We start from the raw sequence: 17242 nt of genomic DNA, 5'->3' as shown, positions 1-17242 counted from the left end.
ATAATAAATAGAGTTTAATCATGGATACCACACACGCAGTTATCAACTTAAAGGCATTACAGCACAACCTAGAAGTAGTACAGAAAACTGCACCATCGAGCAAAATAATTGCAGTGATTAAAGCCGATGCCTACGGTCACGGCATGGTCAAAGTAGCTCAGACATTAAAACAGGTCCATGCCTTTGGCGTGGCGCGCCTAAGTGAAGCATTAAAACTGCGCGCCGCCGGTATTAAGAACCCTATTATTTTATTAGAAGGTTTTTTTAAAGAGAGTGATCTTACCACGCTAGCCGCAACAGATTTACAGTGCGTGGTGCACTCGCAGGAGCAAGTTGCTGCTATTATTCAGGCAAAATTACCCAAACCTCTGCAAATTTGGTTAAAACTGGATACCGGAATGCACCGTTTAGGTTTTCACCCACAGCAGTTTGACGCCGTTTATAAACAGTTGGCGGAATCGGAAAATGTCCAAAAACCGATTAATTTGATCAGCCATTTCCATTGTGCGGAAGAGGTTGATAACAATGTCACGGCGCAACAGCTTGCTTTATTTAAGCAGCATATTCAAACAGACAGCGGCTTAAAATCACTGGCTAATTCAGCGGCTGTTTTTGCGTGGCCCGAGGCGCATTTTGATGTTGTTCGTCCGGGAATCACCCTCTATGGTATTTCTCCTTTTGCCGAAAGATCTGCGCAGGATTTACAATTACGTCCGGTGATGACCTTAAAATCAGGTTTGATTGCGATACGCGAGCATAAAGCGGGAGAAAGTGTCGGTTACGGCGCCAACTGGACCGCTCAGGAAGATACTCGACTTGGCGTTGTGGCCGTAGGTTATGGTGATGGTTATCCGCGTTTAGCACCTCAGGGCACACCGGTGCTGGTCAATGGGCGAATAGTGCCGATTGTCGGTCGCGTATCGATGGATATGCTCACGGTTGATTTAGGCTTACACAGTCAGGATAAAGTCGGCGACGATGTGACCCTCTGGGGTGAGGGTTTACCCGCAGAAGATGTCGCCGAAAAGATAGGCACTATCGCTTATGAACTGGTCACCAAGTTAACCTCCCGAGTCACCCTGCATTACCAGGAGTGAGCCAGTGGCGAATATGCAAAAAATCAATAACCCCCGCTTTCAACAGGCAAAGCTATTTCGCTATTGCCTGCCCTTTAAAATGCCACTCTTGTTTAAAGGGGTTAAGCTCAGCGCTCGCGAGGGGGTGATCCTGCAGCTAGAAAATGCCAACGGGAAGTTTAACTTTGCTGAAATCGCACCTTTACCAGGTTTTAGCGAGGAAACTCTGCAACAGGCGACAGCGCAAATAATAGCAGTACTAACTAATCCTCAGTTAAACAGCCAAAGCGCAATGCAGTTATACCCAAGTGTCGAATTTGCACTTGACTGTATCGAGCAGAATATACCCGTCTCGGGATCATTTAAAACAGCGACCAGCATCTTTTTATTGCAGGGTGATAACCACGATGTGCTTAAACAGTATCAGCAGCTAAATAAGCCCGATAAAATCAAACTAAAAATAGCCAGGCAAGCAGTAGCCGAGGATATAACGCTGTTTTCAGCCTTAAGTGCCCTCAATCCTGATTTATTGATACGTTGCGATGCCAATCAAAGCTGGTCTTTTGCGCAAGCCGCGCTGTTTTTTGCCAATATTAATACTCAAGTGATTGACTATATTGAAGAGCCAACAGCCAGTTTAAGCGCTAATATCTCCCTGGCGGAGCGTTACCAGGTACAGCTTGCTTTAGATGAAACCTTACAGCAAGCGCAATTCCACTATCAGCACCAGCAATGTTTTAAGGCACTGGTCCTGAAACCGACGCTGATCGGCTCCTTTGAGCGCCTCAATTATTTTATCCAAATAGCCAAAGAGTTTCATTTAAGCGTCAGTATCAGCTCTTCATTTGAATCTCCACTGGGTTTAAAGCAATTGGCTTTTCTGGCCAAGCAATGGTCAAAAGAGGTCGATATTTCCTGCGGATTGGATACCCTAAAATTTTTTGAAAGTACCATGTTAAGTGAAGAGTTAGATAAAAAGTTATGTAAAGAGTTAGATAAAACAACCCCCCTTAGTCAACAAGTCAGACAGCTGGAGTGTTTATGGACAAGCAACTGAATGTTTGCCCTGTACGTCACCAGGCTATCATAAACGCGAATGCGCCAGCCATTCAGACTGACGAGTTGGTGCTCACCTATCAAGCGTTAGACAGCACCCTCAACTTGTTAGGCAGACAACTGCTGAATCTGCATTTACAAACGGGGGACCGTTTGATCTGTCTCTCGGAAAATTCGCTTAAGCTGATTTTATTGCAGCTCACCTGCATCCGCTTAGGGATCATTTTCTGTCCTTTAAATCCGCGTTTTAGTGCGGCTGAAATCAAGCAGCGTTTAAGCATACTTAAAAGTAATTTTATTTGGCTTGCCGATCCGAAAAAACATTCGCATTTAAGCAGTTTATCCATCGATTTTTCAATTATCCAAGATCAAGCAGTAACTCCTGTCCCGCTTAAAATAGACGCTCAAAAAGTCTGTAATATTATTTTTACATCGGCCAGCAGCGGTCAGGCAAAGGCTGTTATGCACTCCTATAGCAACCATTATCACAGTGCATTGGGATCACAATCCCGTATTTTATTACAAGCAAAAGACCGGAACTTATTGTCACTACCCCTGTTTCATATCAGCGGATTTGCAGCGGTTATCCGTACCTTGATTGCCGGAGCCACCTTAATTGTCAGCGCTAAAAAACTGAGCGTGAGTTTGTTAAAAAAGCAAAAAATAACCCACCTTTCTCTGGTTGCCACCCAGCTTTATCGTTTATTGACCCTTTCAGGTTTTCAGGCAAAAGACCTGTCGATTAAACATCTGCTGTTAGGTGGCAGTGTTTTTTCTGACAGATTATTGGCGCAAACCGAACAACGGGGATTCATTTATCATTTAAGTTATGGTTTAAGTGAGATGAGCTCGCAGGTTGCAACCTCTACCAACAGTAAAAAATTGCAGCTGTTACCCGGCCTGCAGGTCAAAATAATAAACAATGAGATCTGCTTACGTGGAAAAATGCGCTTTGCAGGGTATTTTAATGGTCATTTGCAATCCAGTGTTTTGCCTGATCAGCAGTGGTTCGCCAGTAAAGATTTAGGCGCCTTAATGGGCAATGAGTTGTCCGTTTCCGGGCGTAAGGATCGCTTAATAATCTCCGGTGGCGAAAATATTCAGGCCGAAGAGCTCGAATCCGTCCTGCTAAGTTTTAGCGATATTCAACAGGTTTATATCGTTGCGGTAACGGACCCTCTGTTTGGCCAACGCCCGGTCGCTTTTATAGATTGGGTCAATGGTGTGATTAAACAACAGCAACTGCAGATTTACCTGCAGGATAAACTAAGCAGTTATAAGCGCCCGGCACATTATTTTGTTCTACCTGAGCAAACAGGCTTTAAAGTTTCACTAAAAGCGCTGCAGACAACGGCTCAAGCAGCCCACGACAAGACTTTGTAAAAAAGGCTTTATAGAAAAAAGCCTGCAAAATATGCATTTAGCTGATAATTAGGTAGAATAATTTCATTATTTTTTTCGGTGATTAACTATGAGCACTTACAAACTACAACTTTATTTCTGCCACCCTAAATACTGGCTGACCTGGCTGGGCATTTTACTGCTTTTTTTAAGCTCTTTTTTGCCCTATGCGCATTTACTTGCTATCGGTCGATTTCTTGGCCGGATTGCAGCGCGCATTGCTAAATCCAGATATAAAATTGCCTACCGAAATATTGAGTTGTGCTTTCCTGATCTCAGCCCGACTGAGATCACTCAAAAAGTGCAGACAAATTTTGAAAATACCGGTATTGCCATTTTAGAGATAGGCATGGCCTGGTTTTGGCCGAGTTGGCGAGTGCAGAGTTTATTAAAAGTGCGTGGTCTCGAGCATATCGAACAAGCAAAAATGGACAATCAACCCATTATCTTTTTGGGCGCTCATTTTCTCACTCTGGAGATGGCCGGACGCGCCGCAGGTATGCAACTGCCTTCGACAGCCGTTTACCGCAAGCACCGCAATCCGGTCTTAGATTCCTGGTTTTACTGGGGCAGAATGCGTGAAAATAAAGCAATGTTAGATCGTTCCGACTTTAAAGGCATGTTACGCACTCTAAAAGAGAGAACCCCGTTATGGTATGCGCCAGATCACGATTATGGCCGTCATAAAAGCAGTGTTTTTGCACCTTTTTTTGCAGTACAGAATGCTAATACAATATCGGCAACCAGTACCCTCGCTAGATTGAGCAAGAGTTGTGTGATTCCGGCATTCTTAAAACGCCTGCCCGGTGCACAGGGTTACGAATTAGTCTTTTATCCAAAAATAGAAAACTTTCCCAGTAAAGACCTGGTGGCCGATACTCAAAAAACCAACCAGCAGATTGAAAAAATGATTTTAGAATGTGATGATCAGTATATGTGGGTGCATCGCCGTTTTAAAACACGCCCGGAAGGTGAAGATTCTTTTTATTAAAATAGCTCTAACAGCAAAGTAACTATATTAACCTGCTTGAGGATCCATCCTCCAGCAGGCCCGCTGTTATTAATCTAAAAATTTATCCCATACTTTTATCACATTCTGCCTTTCCTGAAAAAACCTTTCGTCTTTAACGATCCGTGTTTTTTTATTCAGGGTTAATCGGTGCGCCGCATCACGCAGAGCACAATAAGCCCCGGTCAGATTTTTTTCTTCGTCCAAAGTTAGTAAACCCATCCTTCGACAGGTTTCAAAAATACGTAAATTATCGGACCATTTGCACAGCTCTTTACCGTAATGGCAGGCATGTGCCAAGACTAAATATTGGGCAAGAAATTCGATATCAACCATGCCGCCGGGTGACTGTTTTAAATCAAACAGTCCCGCTTTTTCCCGGTTTAAATGTTTGCGCATCTTAGTGCGCATGTCTCTTACCTCGGTTGCTAAGGCACTGTTATTACGCGCTTGCGATAGCACCGTTTGCCGGGCTTCATTAAATTTAGTGAATATTTTATTGTCGAAAAAGACCGCGCGAGCGCGAACCAATGCCTGATGTTCCCAGGTCCAGGCATTATTTTGTAAATATTTTTTGTAGCTCGCAATGCTTGAAACCAATATGCCTGAATCACCCGATGGACGAAGACGCATATCTATCTCATACAAAATCCCGGAGTTGGTCCGTGAACTAAATAGATGAATAATTCGTTGCACCAGACGAAAATAAAAAAGCTGATTATCTATTTTACGCGGTCCGTTTGTCTCCCCCTTAATATCATCATCGTGTAAGAACACCACATCAAGGTCAGAGCCGTAACCTAACTCTATTCCACCCATTTTCCCGTATCCTATCACCGCAAAACCTTTATGGTCAGAGTCGCAGACGTTACTCGGCAAACCAAATTTTTCGACCATCTGTAACCAGGCAATCTGCACCACATAATCCATTATCGCTTCACTTAAATAAGTCAGGTGATCACTGACCTGCGGTAATTTAATGGAACCTTCAATATCAGCGGCGGCAATATATAAAAACTGAATCTGCTTAAATTGGCGCAGTGCTTCCATCTGTTGCTCCATATCATCCTCGGGGATACGTAACATAAACAGCTGTAGCTCGGATCTGTAATTATCCAATTCCGTGGGCTTATAAAGTTGCTGCGGATCTAACAGTTCATCTAATAAAATGGGATGACGCGCGAGTTGAGCGGCAACACGGGTACTGGCGTCACATAATTTTAAGAGCTGCTTTAAAGCCCCGTCATTCTCATTTAATAGCTCTAAATACGCGGTGCGGCTGATTATTTTTAATAACAACGCAGTGATACGGTTGAGTAACTCAACGGGATCCGGATAGCTGCATATAAACTCAATCATATGCGGCATCAGTTTATCTAAGGTCGCTTGGCCACGCGGACCTATCGGGCGTTTTTTCAGTTCTTCTTTGAACGCGCTTAACGCATTTGCAAAGTCCGCAGTGATCGACTCATCCAAGCCTTTTTCATGTAATAAACGGGCAGCTTCCTGCTGACTTAAATGTACAGCCCACAACTCAGATAATGCCTGATCTGCTTGCTCATGCTGCTCCTCGTCATCACCGACAACCCAATTAAATTCAGCATGCACAGACGCCATCACTTGATTGACTTTATGATAAAAATCTTGCCAGTTGGGATAGCCCATCACCGTAATTAAACGTAATTTATCAAGCTCATTATCGGGCAAGGTTTGGGTTTGTTGATCGCCGATTTGCTGCAGAACATTTTCCACCGCACGTAAAAAATGATAAGAATCCAGCAGGCATTGAACGCGCTCCTTAGGCACTTCATCTATTTCAGCAAGTACCTTTAAGGTTTCCCGCAACCCTTTACACTGCAGCTCGGCCCGGCGCCCGCCGCGAATCAATTGAAATGATTGCGCCACAAATTCAATTTCACGGATTCCGCCTTTACCCAGTTTGATATTATCTTTAAGCCCTTTCCTGCGCACCTCGGAGCTGATCATGGCTTTCATTTTACGTAATGATTCAATCGCACTGAAATCTATATATCGGCGGTAAATAAAGGGTTTTAATAGCGCTTCAAGGGCTTTTTTGTATTCACCCTCTTCACCAATTACCCGCGCTTTAATCATTGCGTATCTTTCCCAATCACGGCCATGACTTTGATAATAATCCTCGACTGATGCAAAGTTGGTGACTAGAGGACCGGACTCACCAAAGGGACGCAGACGCATATCGACACGGTAAACAAAACCGTCAACGGTAATTTGGTGTAGCGCGGCGATAATGCGCTGTCCAAGTTTAGTAAAAAAAGACTGGTTCTCAACACTGCGGCGCTCACCTTGCGTTTCGCCTCGTTCAGGGTAAGTAAAAATAAGATCGATATCAGATGAAAAATTTAACTCTTGTCCACCCAGCTTGCCCATAGCAAAAATAAAAAAAGGCTGGATAACGCCCTTGCTGTTCATCGGAATGCCTTGCTCAGTACACTGTTTGTTATACAACCAGGACATGCATTGGCGAATTAATTGATCTGCCAGATAGGAAATATGCGCTAAACTTTCAGTTAAGCTGGATTTGCCCAGCAGTTCTCGCCATGCAATCACCACCATCTGTTTGCGTCGAAACAAGCGTAAAACTTTATGCAGTGTGAGTTCATCGGCAACCTTTGCCATGGCAGCGTCTAATTCAGTATCAATGAGCGCTTTACGATCGGCTAAAGTGAGTAAGCCACTGTCTAATAAATCACTTAATAATGCCGGCTGTTTAATTAAAGATTCTGCAACAAAATCACTTAAACCTAAAACCTTCATTAATTCAGTATGCTGAGACGGCTTTAGAGAGTTTAAATCTATCCGGTTATTAAGATTTTCAAAATGACGTAACGCGGCATCGTTTAATAAAGACATACAACTCACCCTCGAATAAATAACATAAATTAGTAAAGATGAGTAAAGATTACTACTAAATTAGCTATTGTGTGAAAAATCTCACTAATAAAATTAATTTACTCAATGCAGATCAAGATCAGCCTAATTTGCGAAGAAAAAAACCATCAAATGAGTAATGCCGTTAAGTTTTCAGTAATAAATTGACACAGTGATTGAAAAATAAAACCGGGCAGGCAATAGTAGATTAAATAAATTGTGACGAGAGCTGTTTCGAATCGCTTGACATATAATGGCAAGCAATCTAAATTAACTGCAAAGAGACATTAAATGTCAATTGCCATAAGGGGTATTATGAATATTCACAATATTGCGACTCATCTTAATCAGTTAGATGATAATAGCGAAACGGGTTTTAATTTTGATTGTACACCCATTAATGGTGACATTGATGTATTACAGGTTGAAGTTATTGGACGGGAAGAGATTCCTATTTTTATCTCTATCAGTGACAACCAAATCCTGTGTATCGCTTACCTCTGGGGTGAAAATGAAGTTAAACCGGAGCTAAGAAGCAATATGATGGAAGCAATGCTGGAGATGAATATTCCCATGCCGCTTTCCTCATTTGCTAAAGTTGAAGACAAATACGTATTAAATGGTGCTTTATCAATTAACTCAACACTTGATGACATTGAATTAGAGATTGCGACATTAAGTGATAACAGTCTTGAAGTCATTAATGAAATGAGCAGCTACTTAAATTAATTCGGAGTATTAAAAATGAGTATATTTAAAAAAATCATTACCGCGGTTCGAGGCGGTGTACGCGAAACCGGAGAAGCGATTGTTGATGCAAACTCAACGCGTATTTTTGAGCAGGAGATACGCGATTCAGAAAAGCATGTCACCATTGCTAAACGTGATTTAACCGAAGTCATGGCCAAACAGATGCAGGCAGCACGAGAGCTGACTCAATTACAGGCGAGCATTAAAGAACATGAAGGTTATGCAATGCAGGCGCTTAATCAGGGTAATGAAGCATTAGCCATTGAGGTTGCGGAAAAGATTTCCGAACTTGAGAACAGCGCGGCAGATCAGCAGCAGGCAAATGAAAGTTACTTAAACAGTGCGGATCGTTTAAAAGCCTTAATTAAAAAGAGTGAGCGCCAATTAACCGACTATAAACGTCAGTTAAGCATGGTCAAAACAACACAAAGTGTACAAAAAGCAACGTCGGCGATCACCGATAATTTTGTTGCCAGTAACTCAAAACTGTTAAGTGCAAAAGATTCTTTAGAGCGGATTAAACAAAAGCAAGCGCTGTATGATGATAAGTTAAAAGCTGCGGAGCAGCTTGAAGCAGAAAATAGCGATACTTCATTAAAAAGTAAGTTACAAGATGCTGGCATTGGCGCACAGCAATCAAATGCGCAATCGATTCTGGCACGTTTGAAAGCCAAATAAAGACCAGTAAAATAGACAGCCAAGCGCATAGGTAAAAATGCCGTTTGGCTGCAAAACACCGAGCGTGTTTTTGCTTTTTAATAGGGGAAAATAATGAGTTTTTTTAAAGCACTGTTTGCTAAAAAGCAAGCGCTGCCAACGCGCAGTTTAAACCACCCCAGCGAACTGCAAGTGGATGATATTTTCAGCTTTGGTGATAGTTTTGCACTTCCTAAAATCATGCGCAAACAGCAGTTTGAGGTCAGCGAAATTAACACGGTCGAGTTAAAATATGAACATTATGCTCAACTGGTAGGCCGGGGAATGAGTCCTCAACCTGTTTATATCAGTTTTCCTAAAAATCCGCAAAAATTTGTAAAGTACAGTGTATTACTGACCCGCCAGGATGTCGGGGATTTATTTGATTTGGATGATTTTTCTGAAATCTTTGAAGCACCGGGCTGTGCACGTTTAAAACCTATCACCTTTGAACATCCCTATGCAGATATGGTTGCCGCGGAGTATCTTCAGCAGGACTTTATGACCACAGGTTATTTTCATCAACAAGATTACCGCGCCGGCACCCCACCTCAGTTTAATGAAGAAAAGCATGGCCGCGAGTTTGAGTTTTATTCATTAGCAGGCGACCAGGGGCAGCGCTTTATTGATATCTTTATTTTTGAAAATGGCGATACCGATGTCTACCTGTCTTTTTTAAGACCTGCCAGTGAAATTTCAGAGTTATGGATTAAAGGAGAATAACCATGGTAAAAGGTGAGTTACCTAAAAAATGGCAGCAATCTGCCAACGTCGCAAAAGCGGTACAGATTGCCTTCGACATGGATACAAAACTACAATACAGTATTCGTCGTAGTGCACTGGACAAGGGCATTAGCCCGTCAGAGCAAATTCGAGATTTGCTTGCTTTAGCAACACACAAAAAACCCAAACGCCCGCGTTTAACCGTCAGTTTAAGTGATGAAGATTACCAGCAGCTTAGTGAACGTTACCGAATACCCGCGGATCAGCAACTAGAGATAAAAAAGGCGGTTATTGAAGAGTTAACCAAATTTGCACAGCAAAGTGAATACGACAATCCCAAGTGATTTTGCCATAGTGATTGCGGCAAACCAATTTCACAGAGCAAAACCCGCTCAGTAGCGGTATTCAAAATGGCTATTAACACTATCAAAGTGCTAATAGTTTATTGACCTGCAGACTACTAAAAAGCGCTAATAGTTTATTAACCTGCAGACTATTAAAAGTGCTAATAGTTTATTGACCTGCAGACTACTAAAAAGCGCTAATAGTTTATTGACCTGCAGACTAGTTGTGCCAATAGCTCTTTTTTAACATGGCTTGCTGTTTAGATTGCTGCAGCGCATGTGCTAATGAGTTTTGTTTGCGTGTCACCCATTTTAAATATTCCGCTTGTAAGCTTTTATCCGTCTCAAGCTGTGCATATTCTGCGACAATATTAACCATATCCAGCTCTTTTATACCCTGTTTGATATCTAACCAGGGAGAGTGAAAGGTTTTACTTTTTTGCGCGCAAAAGAGATTGCCTACGGACAACCCTAACAGCAAGTTTGACTCCAGTAATCCTTGATATGACAAAAGTTGTGCAATGGAAAACGGCTTATGGTGACTCACCCGTTTTAATTCTTGCCATCCCGATTCCAGAGAATCCGCTGCGAAGGACGAAATAGTAGTGCTTTTTTTACTGATAAAGGGTATTTTTTCAAATTGTATCAACCATTGTGTAAATTTCAGAACAAATTGACAATAACGGGTTGAGGTCAGAATATCCTCTATTGCCTGCCGATCCGGTTGTTCATTATACTGCTTTTCTAATTTTATCATTAAAGCTTTAAAATCAGGTAATTTGCGGATATAAAAACCGTTATCTTCCAACATGCTCTGCAAAATAAAACGTTCATCAAACCACGAGAAAGAGCGTGCCAACCAGTGTAATTCTCCCACCCATGCGGCATTTAATATTTGCGGCACAACATTTTTAATTAATTTAAGGTTTTGATGTAAAAACTTAATGCCTTGTAATAATTGGTATAAAGCAACATCATCAAAAGATTCCAAATAACAATGCTCATGATATTGGGTATGCTGCAGTCCATGCTGGAGGTTAGCCAGCAAAGCCTGCTCAACGGACATGGCTTGTGTCAGGAGTGAAGGTGAAAGTGCTTTGGCTTTAAAATCAAGGCCGTCTGCCAGCATATAACCGCGCTGTGCCTTACTGACATTACCTAATCTTACCTGCGGTAATTCAGCGATCGACTCACCTAACACAAAAAGCTGATTTTCATCCCCCTTAAGCAGTTCAAGTTCAATTTCACAAATCTCTTTTGTGCCCGAATCTGTTTTAATAAAACCACTGTCATAAGCCACCTCAATTAAGGTGTCCTCGAGCATTTCAACCAACCAGGTTTGGCGATTAAAGTCGGTGCAAAAGAGCGGCAGCAGTTCATTTTCAAGCTCCTTAATATCACAATCTTGCGGCCATATTTTACTTTTAAAGCGCGCTAAGTCGGGGTGCAGGCCTTCAATCGGCTCATTATATTCCGGACGCTGGTGCAACCCACCGATAACTCGACCTGCTGTTTTGATGGTTTGCACTGATTTTTGATCACAACTGCGGATCCGCAATCCCATGTCCATTTTGCGTAATGCCCGTTTACCCGTATCAAAGTAAACATTATTTAATAATTGTTTTTGGGTAGAAATAACATGATGGGAATTGATTTTTTCATACAATTCCGAGGCAAATTTTGAATTAAAAAAAAATTTAATTTCTATTTCCGTTTCCATAATTTATAAAAAACCTATCTAAAATGAATGTGATTGATCAAGAAAAATCGTAATAATTCATCAATTATACTAAATTCATATTCAATTATGTGCAAAAGAAAGTTACCATGCGCGAAAATTTGTTTTGAATTTTAACATTCGTATGCTGAATACGGCCTAATAATAGGATTACCTATGCCAATTAACTCGATACTTGGAGTATTTGCTAAATCTCCAATTAAACCCATTCTGACCCATATTGATAAAGTTGCGGCCTGCAGTGAGTTATTAATCCCTTTTTTTAAAGCGAGTCATGAACAGGATTGGATAAAAGCGGAAGAGATAAGAAAAGAGCTGTCAACGCTTGAAAAGAAAGCGGATTCCTTAAAACGTAAGCTCCACCTAAGATTGCCAAAAGGTTTATTTATGCCTATTGCACGTGGTGATTTAATTGAACTTGCTATTCGCCAGGATAAAATAGCCAATACGGCAAAAGATATTGCGGGACGCATTTTTGGCAGAAAACTGCAAATACCCAATGAAATAGAAAAAGATTTCATGATCTATCTGCAGCGTTGTTTAGATGCCGTTCAGCAAGCCCGAAAAGCCATCAATGAACTTGATGAATTATTAGAAACGGGTTTTAAAGGTCGCGAAGTGGATATAGTCACCAAGATGCTCGCTGAACTTGATACGATTGAAGATGATACAGACTCTTTGCAGATTAAACTTCGCGGAGATCTTTTTGCTATCGAACAGCATTACAATCCCGTTGATGTCGTCTTTCTTTACCAAATTTTAGAGTGGGTTGGCCGTCTTGCGGATCATTCTGAATCAATCGGTGATCAACTCGAACTTATGATTGCTCGTTCATAACGCTTAAGGGATTTTTATGGATATTATAACTTCATACGGAAGCATGCTGGTACTCTTTGCGGGAGCAGTCGGTTTTCTTATGGCTTGGGGCATAGGTGCAAACGATGTGGCCAATGCAATGGGTACTTCTGTTGGCTCAAAAGCATTAACTATCAAACAGGCAATCATCATTGCCATGATTTTTGAATTTGCGGGCGCTTATTTAGCAGGTGGCGAAGTAACGTCAACAATACGCAAAGGTATTATCGATGCGAGCTTCTATATTGATCAGCCCGAATTATTAGTGTTTGGTATGACCTCGGCATTACTCGCCGCTGGAGTCTGGTTAGTTATTGCTTCTTATTTTGGTTGGCCGGTTTCCACAACGCATTCTATTGTTGGCGCAATCGTTGGTTTCTCAGCCGTCGGAGTAGGGGCTGACAGCGTCGCCTGGGTCAAGGTGACTGGTATTCTCGGCAGTTGGGTGATCACGCCTCTGATATCCGGCATAATTGCCTACATGATTTTCATGAGTTCACAAAAGCTAATATTTAATACCTCAGATCCGATTAAGAATGCCAAGCGTTATGTGCCATTTTATATGTTTCTTGCGGGCTTTTTGCTCTCCTTAGTGACTATTACTAAAGGCCTGAAACATGTTGGTTTACATTTCACCAGCTTTGAAGCGTTTGCTTTAGCGGCTGTAATCGGTATCTCCGTTGCCAGTGTTGGTAAAATATTTATCAATCGCATTAAAATCGACCCTAAAGCCGATAAAAAAATGCATTTTGCCAATGTCGAAAAAATATTTGCCGTGTTGATGGTAGTGACGGCTTGTGCAATGGCATTTGCGCATGGTTCCAACGATGTCGCCAATGCGATAGGTCCACTTGCTGCGGTTGTTAGCATTGTCGAAAGCAACGGCCAAATAACGGCTAAAGCTGCACTGGCCTGGTGGATATTGCCATTAGGTGGTATCGGGATTGTGCTTGGTTTAGCTATTTTTGGTAAACGCGTCATGGCCACCATCGGCACCGGTATTACCCACCTGACACCAAGCCGCGGTTTTGCTGCTGAGCTTGCCGCTGCAGCAACGGTGGTTATTGCATCGGGAACCGGCTTACCTATCTCCACAACACAAACCCTAGTGGGTGCGGTATTAGGGGTTGGTATGGCTAGGGGTATTGCGGCACTAAATTTAGGCGTGGTACGTAATATCGTCATCTCATGGGTGGTGACCCTGCCCGTTGGTGCCGGCTTGTCAATTATATTCTTCTATATGCTGAAAGCGGTTTTTAGCTGAATAAAATATTGATAGCCACTCGGCCTCAATATACTTTGTTTGACAACTTGAGGTAGAATGGATATCACGGTATAAAAAAAGAGAGCTTTGGCTCTCTTTTTTGTCTCTAAGGGTTTTCCTTAGTTATTTTTGCTTTTAAAATATGCTAACATTTTTTACTTTGATTAATGGGATCCTGAACTTGAAAATATTCACCTATATTACGACTGCTATTGCACTAATGCTGTGCATGAATGCTGCTGCAGAAACCCGCTATGTGAGTGATGATATTTTCATTTACATGCATTCGGGACCAAGCCGCGAATATCGTATTGTCGGCACAATTGACGTTGGTAGCCCGGTCACAACTTTAAAATATGATCAAAAAACACATTTTTATAATATAAGAACCGCGGATGGCAAAACCGCCTGGGTAAAAGGCGATCAATTACAAACCACTTTACCGGCAAAAAAAATGCTCCCGGCGATTCAAAAAGAGTTGCAGGAAAACACTGAAATATTGGATCAACAAAAGCAATCTATCATTGATAAAGACAGCTTGATAGCGGGTCTGAACAATGAAAAAAACACCTTACAGCAAAAGATCATCGAGCTTGAAGCTGCTAATCTGGAACTGGATCTGCTTCAGGATACCAAGGACGCTCGGGTTAAAATGAAATGGATGATGTACGGCGGCAGTGTGCTGTTTTTTGGCTTGCTGTTTGGTCTGCTGATTCCCTTTTTACCTCGCCGTAAGAAAAACAACAATAATTGGTAATACTATTGATACCCAAATAACTTGAAGATCCAGTGTTCAGCATCTTCAAGTATTTTGGCTATACAATATGACCTGCCAGCGGCAGGTCATATTATCTTTTCGGTACCACTCTCAATAACCTTTCCAATCAGTTAATGACTCTAAGCTGAAACTTTGTCGGCCCAATCGAAAAATACTGCGATTGGGCTGAATCTCTAACAGCTCTATTTTACTCTGAGGATCAAACTGCCCTTCTTTTAATTTTTTGCCGTTAATCTTAATCCAACGCTCCTTTGCAATACTCGAAAATAGATGTGCATCGTATATTATGTTTGGCACTTTTTGCTGAAATTGGCTGCTCATCTCATGAAGGTCCCTGCCGTCGCTGTTTACCTCGACTGAAAATACTTTATCCTGCCCAGTACTATCAAACAAGGCAAGCTCAAAACGTTGCTGCAAATCATCAGAAACAGCCGAGTAATCAAGCTCTCCTTTTACCTTAGCAGCAGCGGTTGATTCACCGGGGACTGACTTTATTGATAACTCCGGTTTTTCAACCTCGGGTAAAGGTTGGGTTACGAAAGTCATTTCCTTAACTGCTTTGGCTGCTGTTTTTGTTATTTTAACGGCCGTTTCATTAATGATGGGCGGCGCAACCTCAAGCGGCTCAACTTTAAGCACATTAGGATCAACGTCTAGCACATCTGGCGCTTTAATCTGCGCTATTGGGGGTTGTATTTTCATGTCTTGCGCTGCCCCGTTAAGTTGCAGATAAAGTAGTACGCATAATAAACTGATGATCACCAACAGGGAGGTTAATAAAGCCACTCGCCATTTCAAAAGTCCTTTTTTAGCTTCTGATGGTGGAACAAAATGCTCACCTGCAGATGATTTTTGCTTTTGCAGCGCCGCTAGAATAGTGGACATTAATTTACTTCCTGTTGTAGTCGTGGCAACTGAGGATTAACTCGTTGCATCAGCGGCATTAAGGTTTGTACCCCCACAATACCATCATCTTTTAAGCCGTTTTCTATTTGGAAACTCATCACTTGTTGCAGCAAGGGTAAATCAAAGCGATTTTTACTCTCGGGAGGCATTTCCTGCAACTGATTAAGTTGTCTCACCAACCAGGCTACCTGTTCACCTTGCTGACCAAATTTAAGATTAGTCTGTAATGCAAAGGGTGCCTGCCAAAGCACCGTTAGCTCTCCCGACCAGTACTTATTAAACCAAGTTTCTGAGACCTCAATAACCTGTCCGTCAATCAATAATTGATAGCTGCCATTAATGCGATAAAGCACCGCATGTAAACTTTCTAAATTATCTCTTTCAAGTTTAACCACCGCGGGATAATTTAACTGTTTTAATTTTTTCAGGCTGGTATTGGCCGAATAACAGGATAGCAGGACACTTTTTCCCTGTTCACAATTAACCGTTTCGGGGTCCCCCTGATAGCCCCAAACAGCATATAAATTAAACAAGGCATTGGCAAAGGTGGCATTGGAAATATCCAATGATTCATAATCATCAAACCAGTCAGGAGCCTCATTCTCCTGACCTGCAGCAACCGTAGTCGCTTGCTGCAACTCGCTTGGTACAATATATTCTTCCGGGGGGACAATATATTCTTCAGAAGGTACAATATATTCTTCAGAAGGCGCATTAAGCTCCGCCGAAGACTCACTTAATATGGCAGCTGGCACTGTTAATGCTGGCGGTTGTGCTTGGACCTCTTGAAAACGGGTCAGCAGCTGTGGCGCCTGAAAAGCGGTGAGCAGAGCCAATAAAATCAACGCGACAAATCGCCAACTGCTTTTAAAGGTCGCATTAAAAAATGTCTGATTGCTTGAAATTTCCATCTCATCACTGGCTTTTTTCACCATTAGTGCAGTCACTTTTAATGAATTTTGAGTGTATGCACAGAGTAGGCTGCGATCGCAAAGTAAATTAATTAAGCGCGGCACACCCTGGCTGCGCTTAAAAATTTCTTTTACTGCGCGGGGTTCAAAAATCGGAAAACTTGCCCCCGCCACATTCAATCGATGCTGAATATAATAAGCACTCTCCTGCTGTGTCAGCGGCAGCAGATGATAACGTGCGCTAATGCGTTGTGCCAATTGCCGCAACTCAGGCTGCTTTAGTTTTTGCTGTAACTCGGTTTGACCGATTAAAATCACCTGTAACGGTTTTTTGTTATTGGATTCAATATTGGTGAGCAACCGTAGTTGCTCTAATACCGAGAAGCTAAGATGTTGTGCTTCATCAATTAATACAATCGCACTCCTTCCTTGATGGTGGTTATTCATCATCCAAGCGGTTAAGCTGTCAAATAATAATTTTAAACTGGTCGTCTCTTTTTCATAATCAATCTGAAATTCATCACAGACAGTGGCCAGCAATTCAATTTCGGTTAAAGCCGGGTTTAAAATAAAAGCGACATCGGTGGTTGCGCCGATTTCCTGTAATAATTTACGGCAGACAGTGGTTTTTCCCGTACCCACTTCACCGGTTAATAAGACGAAGCCACCGTTACCGCGAACCCCATATTGCAAATGAGCGATGGCCTCTTGATGACGGTTGCTTAAAAATAAAAAATCGGGATCGGGCGAAATCGAGAAGGGCTGCTCTTTTAAAGAGAAAAAATCTTGATACATAACAAAATCCAAAGAAAATAGAGACAAGAG

Annotated in this window: 15 protein-coding genes; 11 read left to right on the top strand and 4 right to left on the bottom strand. The window is 42.0% G+C overall.

Annotation, left to right across the window (positions count from 1 at the left end):
* Positions 1-20 precede the first annotated feature (20 nt).
* The 4 genes from alr (at position 21) to lpxL (ending at position 4524) form a co-directional block, all read left to right on the top strand.
* Complete coding sequence (alr, locus tag ACJAZP_RS04755; protein WP_415229592.1) at positions 21-1097, top strand: alanine racemase; 1077 nt, start codon at positions 21-23, stop codon at positions 1095-1097.
* Between the two features lie 13 nt (positions 1098-1110).
* On the top strand, positions 1111-2133 hold the full coding sequence (gene menC, locus ACJAZP_RS04750; protein ID WP_415229666.1) for an o-succinylbenzoate synthase: 1023 nt from the start codon (positions 1111-1113) through the stop codon (positions 2131-2133).
* Positions 2118-3515, top strand: a complete 1398-nt coding sequence (locus ACJAZP_RS04745) for an AMP-binding protein (protein ID WP_415229591.1) — start codon at positions 2118-2120, stop codon at positions 3513-3515. The genes menC and ACJAZP_RS04745 overlap by 16 nt, the downstream gene beginning before the upstream one ends.
* 88 nt (positions 3516-3603) lie before the next feature.
* Positions 3604-4524, top strand: a complete 921-nt coding sequence (gene lpxL, locus ACJAZP_RS04740; RefSeq protein WP_415229590.1) for an LpxL/LpxP family Kdo(2)-lipid IV(A) lauroyl/palmitoleoyl acyltransferase — start codon at positions 3604-3606, stop codon at positions 4522-4524.
* A gap of 69 nt (positions 4525-4593) precedes the next feature.
* Here the strand turns inward: lpxL and glnE are convergent, their stop codons facing one another.
* The gene (glnE, locus tag ACJAZP_RS04735; RefSeq protein WP_415229589.1) at positions 4594-7434 is read right to left on the bottom strand and encodes a bifunctional [glutamate--ammonia ligase]-adenylyl-L-tyrosine phosphorylase/[glutamate--ammonia-ligase] adenylyltransferase; all 2841 of its coding nucleotides are present in this window, start codon (positions 7432-7434) and stop codon (positions 4594-4596) included.
* A gap of 333 nt (positions 7435-7767) precedes the next feature.
* Here glnE and ACJAZP_RS04730 point away from each other — a divergent pair, with 333 nt between their 5' ends.
* The 4 genes from ACJAZP_RS04730 (at position 7768) to ACJAZP_RS04715 (ending at position 9965) form a co-directional block, all read left to right on the top strand.
* Positions 7768-8181 (top strand): YjfI family protein, encoded by a 414-nt coding sequence (locus tag ACJAZP_RS04730; protein ID WP_415229588.1) that lies wholly within the window; start codon positions 7768-7770, stop codon positions 8179-8181.
* Positions 8182-8196: 15 nt separating this feature from the next.
* Positions 8197-8880: a PspA/IM30 family protein gene (locus ACJAZP_RS04725; RefSeq protein WP_415229587.1), complete on the top strand. Its 684-nt coding sequence runs from the start codon at positions 8197-8199 to the stop codon at positions 8878-8880.
* Positions 8881-8973: 93 nt separating this feature from the next.
* Positions 8974-9621 carry a hypothetical protein gene (locus tag ACJAZP_RS04720; RefSeq protein WP_415229586.1) on the top strand — a complete coding sequence of 216 codons (648 nt, stop codon included), beginning with the start codon at positions 8974-8976 and terminating at the stop codon, positions 9619-9621.
* Between the two features lie 2 nt (positions 9622-9623).
* Positions 9624-9965: a hypothetical protein gene (locus ACJAZP_RS04715; RefSeq protein WP_415229585.1), complete on the top strand. Its 342-nt coding sequence runs from the start codon at positions 9624-9626 to the stop codon at positions 9963-9965.
* A 220-nt stretch (positions 9966-10185) separates the two neighbouring features.
* Here the strand turns inward: ACJAZP_RS04715 and ACJAZP_RS04710 are convergent, their stop codons facing one another.
* Entirely contained in the window at positions 10186-11685 is a 1500-nt protein-coding gene (locus tag ACJAZP_RS04710) for a CYTH domain-containing protein (RefSeq protein ID WP_415229584.1), read from the bottom strand.
* A gap of 174 nt (positions 11686-11859) precedes the next feature.
* Here ACJAZP_RS04710 and ACJAZP_RS04705 point away from each other — a divergent pair, with 174 nt between their 5' ends.
* The 3 genes from ACJAZP_RS04705 (at position 11860) to ACJAZP_RS04695 (ending at position 14579) form a co-directional block, all read left to right on the top strand.
* Complete coding sequence (locus ACJAZP_RS04705) at positions 11860-12540, top strand: TIGR00153 family protein (RefSeq protein WP_415229583.1); 681 nt, start codon at positions 11860-11862, stop codon at positions 12538-12540.
* Positions 12541-12556: 16 nt separating this feature from the next.
* The gene (locus ACJAZP_RS04700; protein WP_415229582.1) at positions 12557-13822 is read left to right on the top strand and encodes an inorganic phosphate transporter; all 1266 of its coding nucleotides are present in this window, start codon (positions 12557-12559) and stop codon (positions 13820-13822) included.
* A 181-nt stretch (positions 13823-14003) separates the two neighbouring features.
* A complete protein-coding gene (locus ACJAZP_RS04695; RefSeq protein WP_415229581.1) occupies positions 14004-14579 on the top strand; it encodes a TIGR04211 family SH3 domain-containing protein in 576 nt (191 codons plus the stop codon).
* 111 nt (positions 14580-14690) lie between these two features.
* Here ACJAZP_RS04695 and ACJAZP_RS04690 read toward each other — a convergent pair whose 3' ends face one another.
* Positions 14691-15485: a general secretion pathway protein GspB gene (locus ACJAZP_RS04690; protein ID WP_415229580.1), complete on the bottom strand. Its 795-nt coding sequence runs from the start codon at positions 15483-15485 to the stop codon at positions 14691-14693.
* The gene (locus ACJAZP_RS04685; protein ID WP_415229579.1) at positions 15485-17212 is read right to left on the bottom strand and encodes an AAA family ATPase; all 1728 of its coding nucleotides are present in this window, start codon (positions 17210-17212) and stop codon (positions 15485-15487) included. The genes ACJAZP_RS04690 and ACJAZP_RS04685 overlap by 1 nt, the downstream gene beginning before the upstream one ends.
* Positions 17213-17242 lie beyond the last annotated feature (30 nt).

Source organism: Psychromonas sp. (assembly GCF_047632955.1).
Lineage (GTDB): Bacteria > Pseudomonadota > Gammaproteobacteria > Enterobacterales > Psychromonadaceae > Psychromonas.
Note: the sequence above shows the minus strand (reverse complement) of the source record. Positions and strands in the feature narration are given on the sequence as shown.

Excerpts from the sequence above, each read along its gene's own strand:
- alr (WP_415229592.1), top strand. The coding sequence starts at position 21 with ATGGATACCACACACGCAGTTATCAACTTAAAGGCATTACAGCACAAC.
- menC (WP_415229666.1), top strand. The coding sequence starts at position 1,111 with ATGCAAAAAATCAATAACCCCCGCTTTCAACAGGCAAAGCTATTTCGC.
- ACJAZP_RS04745 (WP_415229591.1), top strand. The coding sequence starts at position 2,118 with ATGGACAAGCAACTGAATGTTTGCCCTGTACGTCACCAGGCTATCATA.
- lpxL (WP_415229590.1), top strand. The coding sequence starts at position 3,604 with ATGAGCACTTACAAACTACAACTTTATTTCTGCCACCCTAAATACTGG.
- glnE (WP_415229589.1), bottom strand. The coding sequence starts at position 7,434 with ATGTCTTTATTAAACGATGCCGCGTTACGTCATTTTGAAAATCTTAAT.
- ACJAZP_RS04730 (WP_415229588.1), top strand. The coding sequence starts at position 7,768 with ATGAATATTCACAATATTGCGACTCATCTTAATCAGTTAGATGATAAT.
- ACJAZP_RS04725 (WP_415229587.1), top strand. The coding sequence starts at position 8,197 with ATGAGTATATTTAAAAAAATCATTACCGCGGTTCGAGGCGGTGTACGC.
- ACJAZP_RS04720 (WP_415229586.1), top strand. The coding sequence starts at position 8,974 with ATGAGTTTTTTTAAAGCACTGTTTGCTAAAAAGCAAGCGCTGCCAACG.
- ACJAZP_RS04715 (WP_415229585.1), top strand. The coding sequence starts at position 9,624 with ATGGTAAAAGGTGAGTTACCTAAAAAATGGCAGCAATCTGCCAACGTC.
- ACJAZP_RS04710 (WP_415229584.1), bottom strand. The coding sequence starts at position 11,685 with ATGGAAACGGAAATAGAAATTAAATTTTTTTTTAATTCAAAATTTGCC.
- ACJAZP_RS04705 (WP_415229583.1), top strand. The coding sequence starts at position 11,860 with ATGCCAATTAACTCGATACTTGGAGTATTTGCTAAATCTCCAATTAAA.
- ACJAZP_RS04700 (WP_415229582.1), top strand. The coding sequence starts at position 12,557 with ATGGATATTATAACTTCATACGGAAGCATGCTGGTACTCTTTGCGGGA.
- ACJAZP_RS04690 (WP_415229580.1), bottom strand. The coding sequence starts at position 15,485 with ATGTCCACTATTCTAGCGGCGCTGCAAAAGCAAAAATCATCTGCAGGT.
- ACJAZP_RS04685 (WP_415229579.1), bottom strand. The coding sequence starts at position 17,212 with ATGTATCAAGATTTTTTCTCTTTAAAAGAGCAGCCCTTCTCGATTTCG.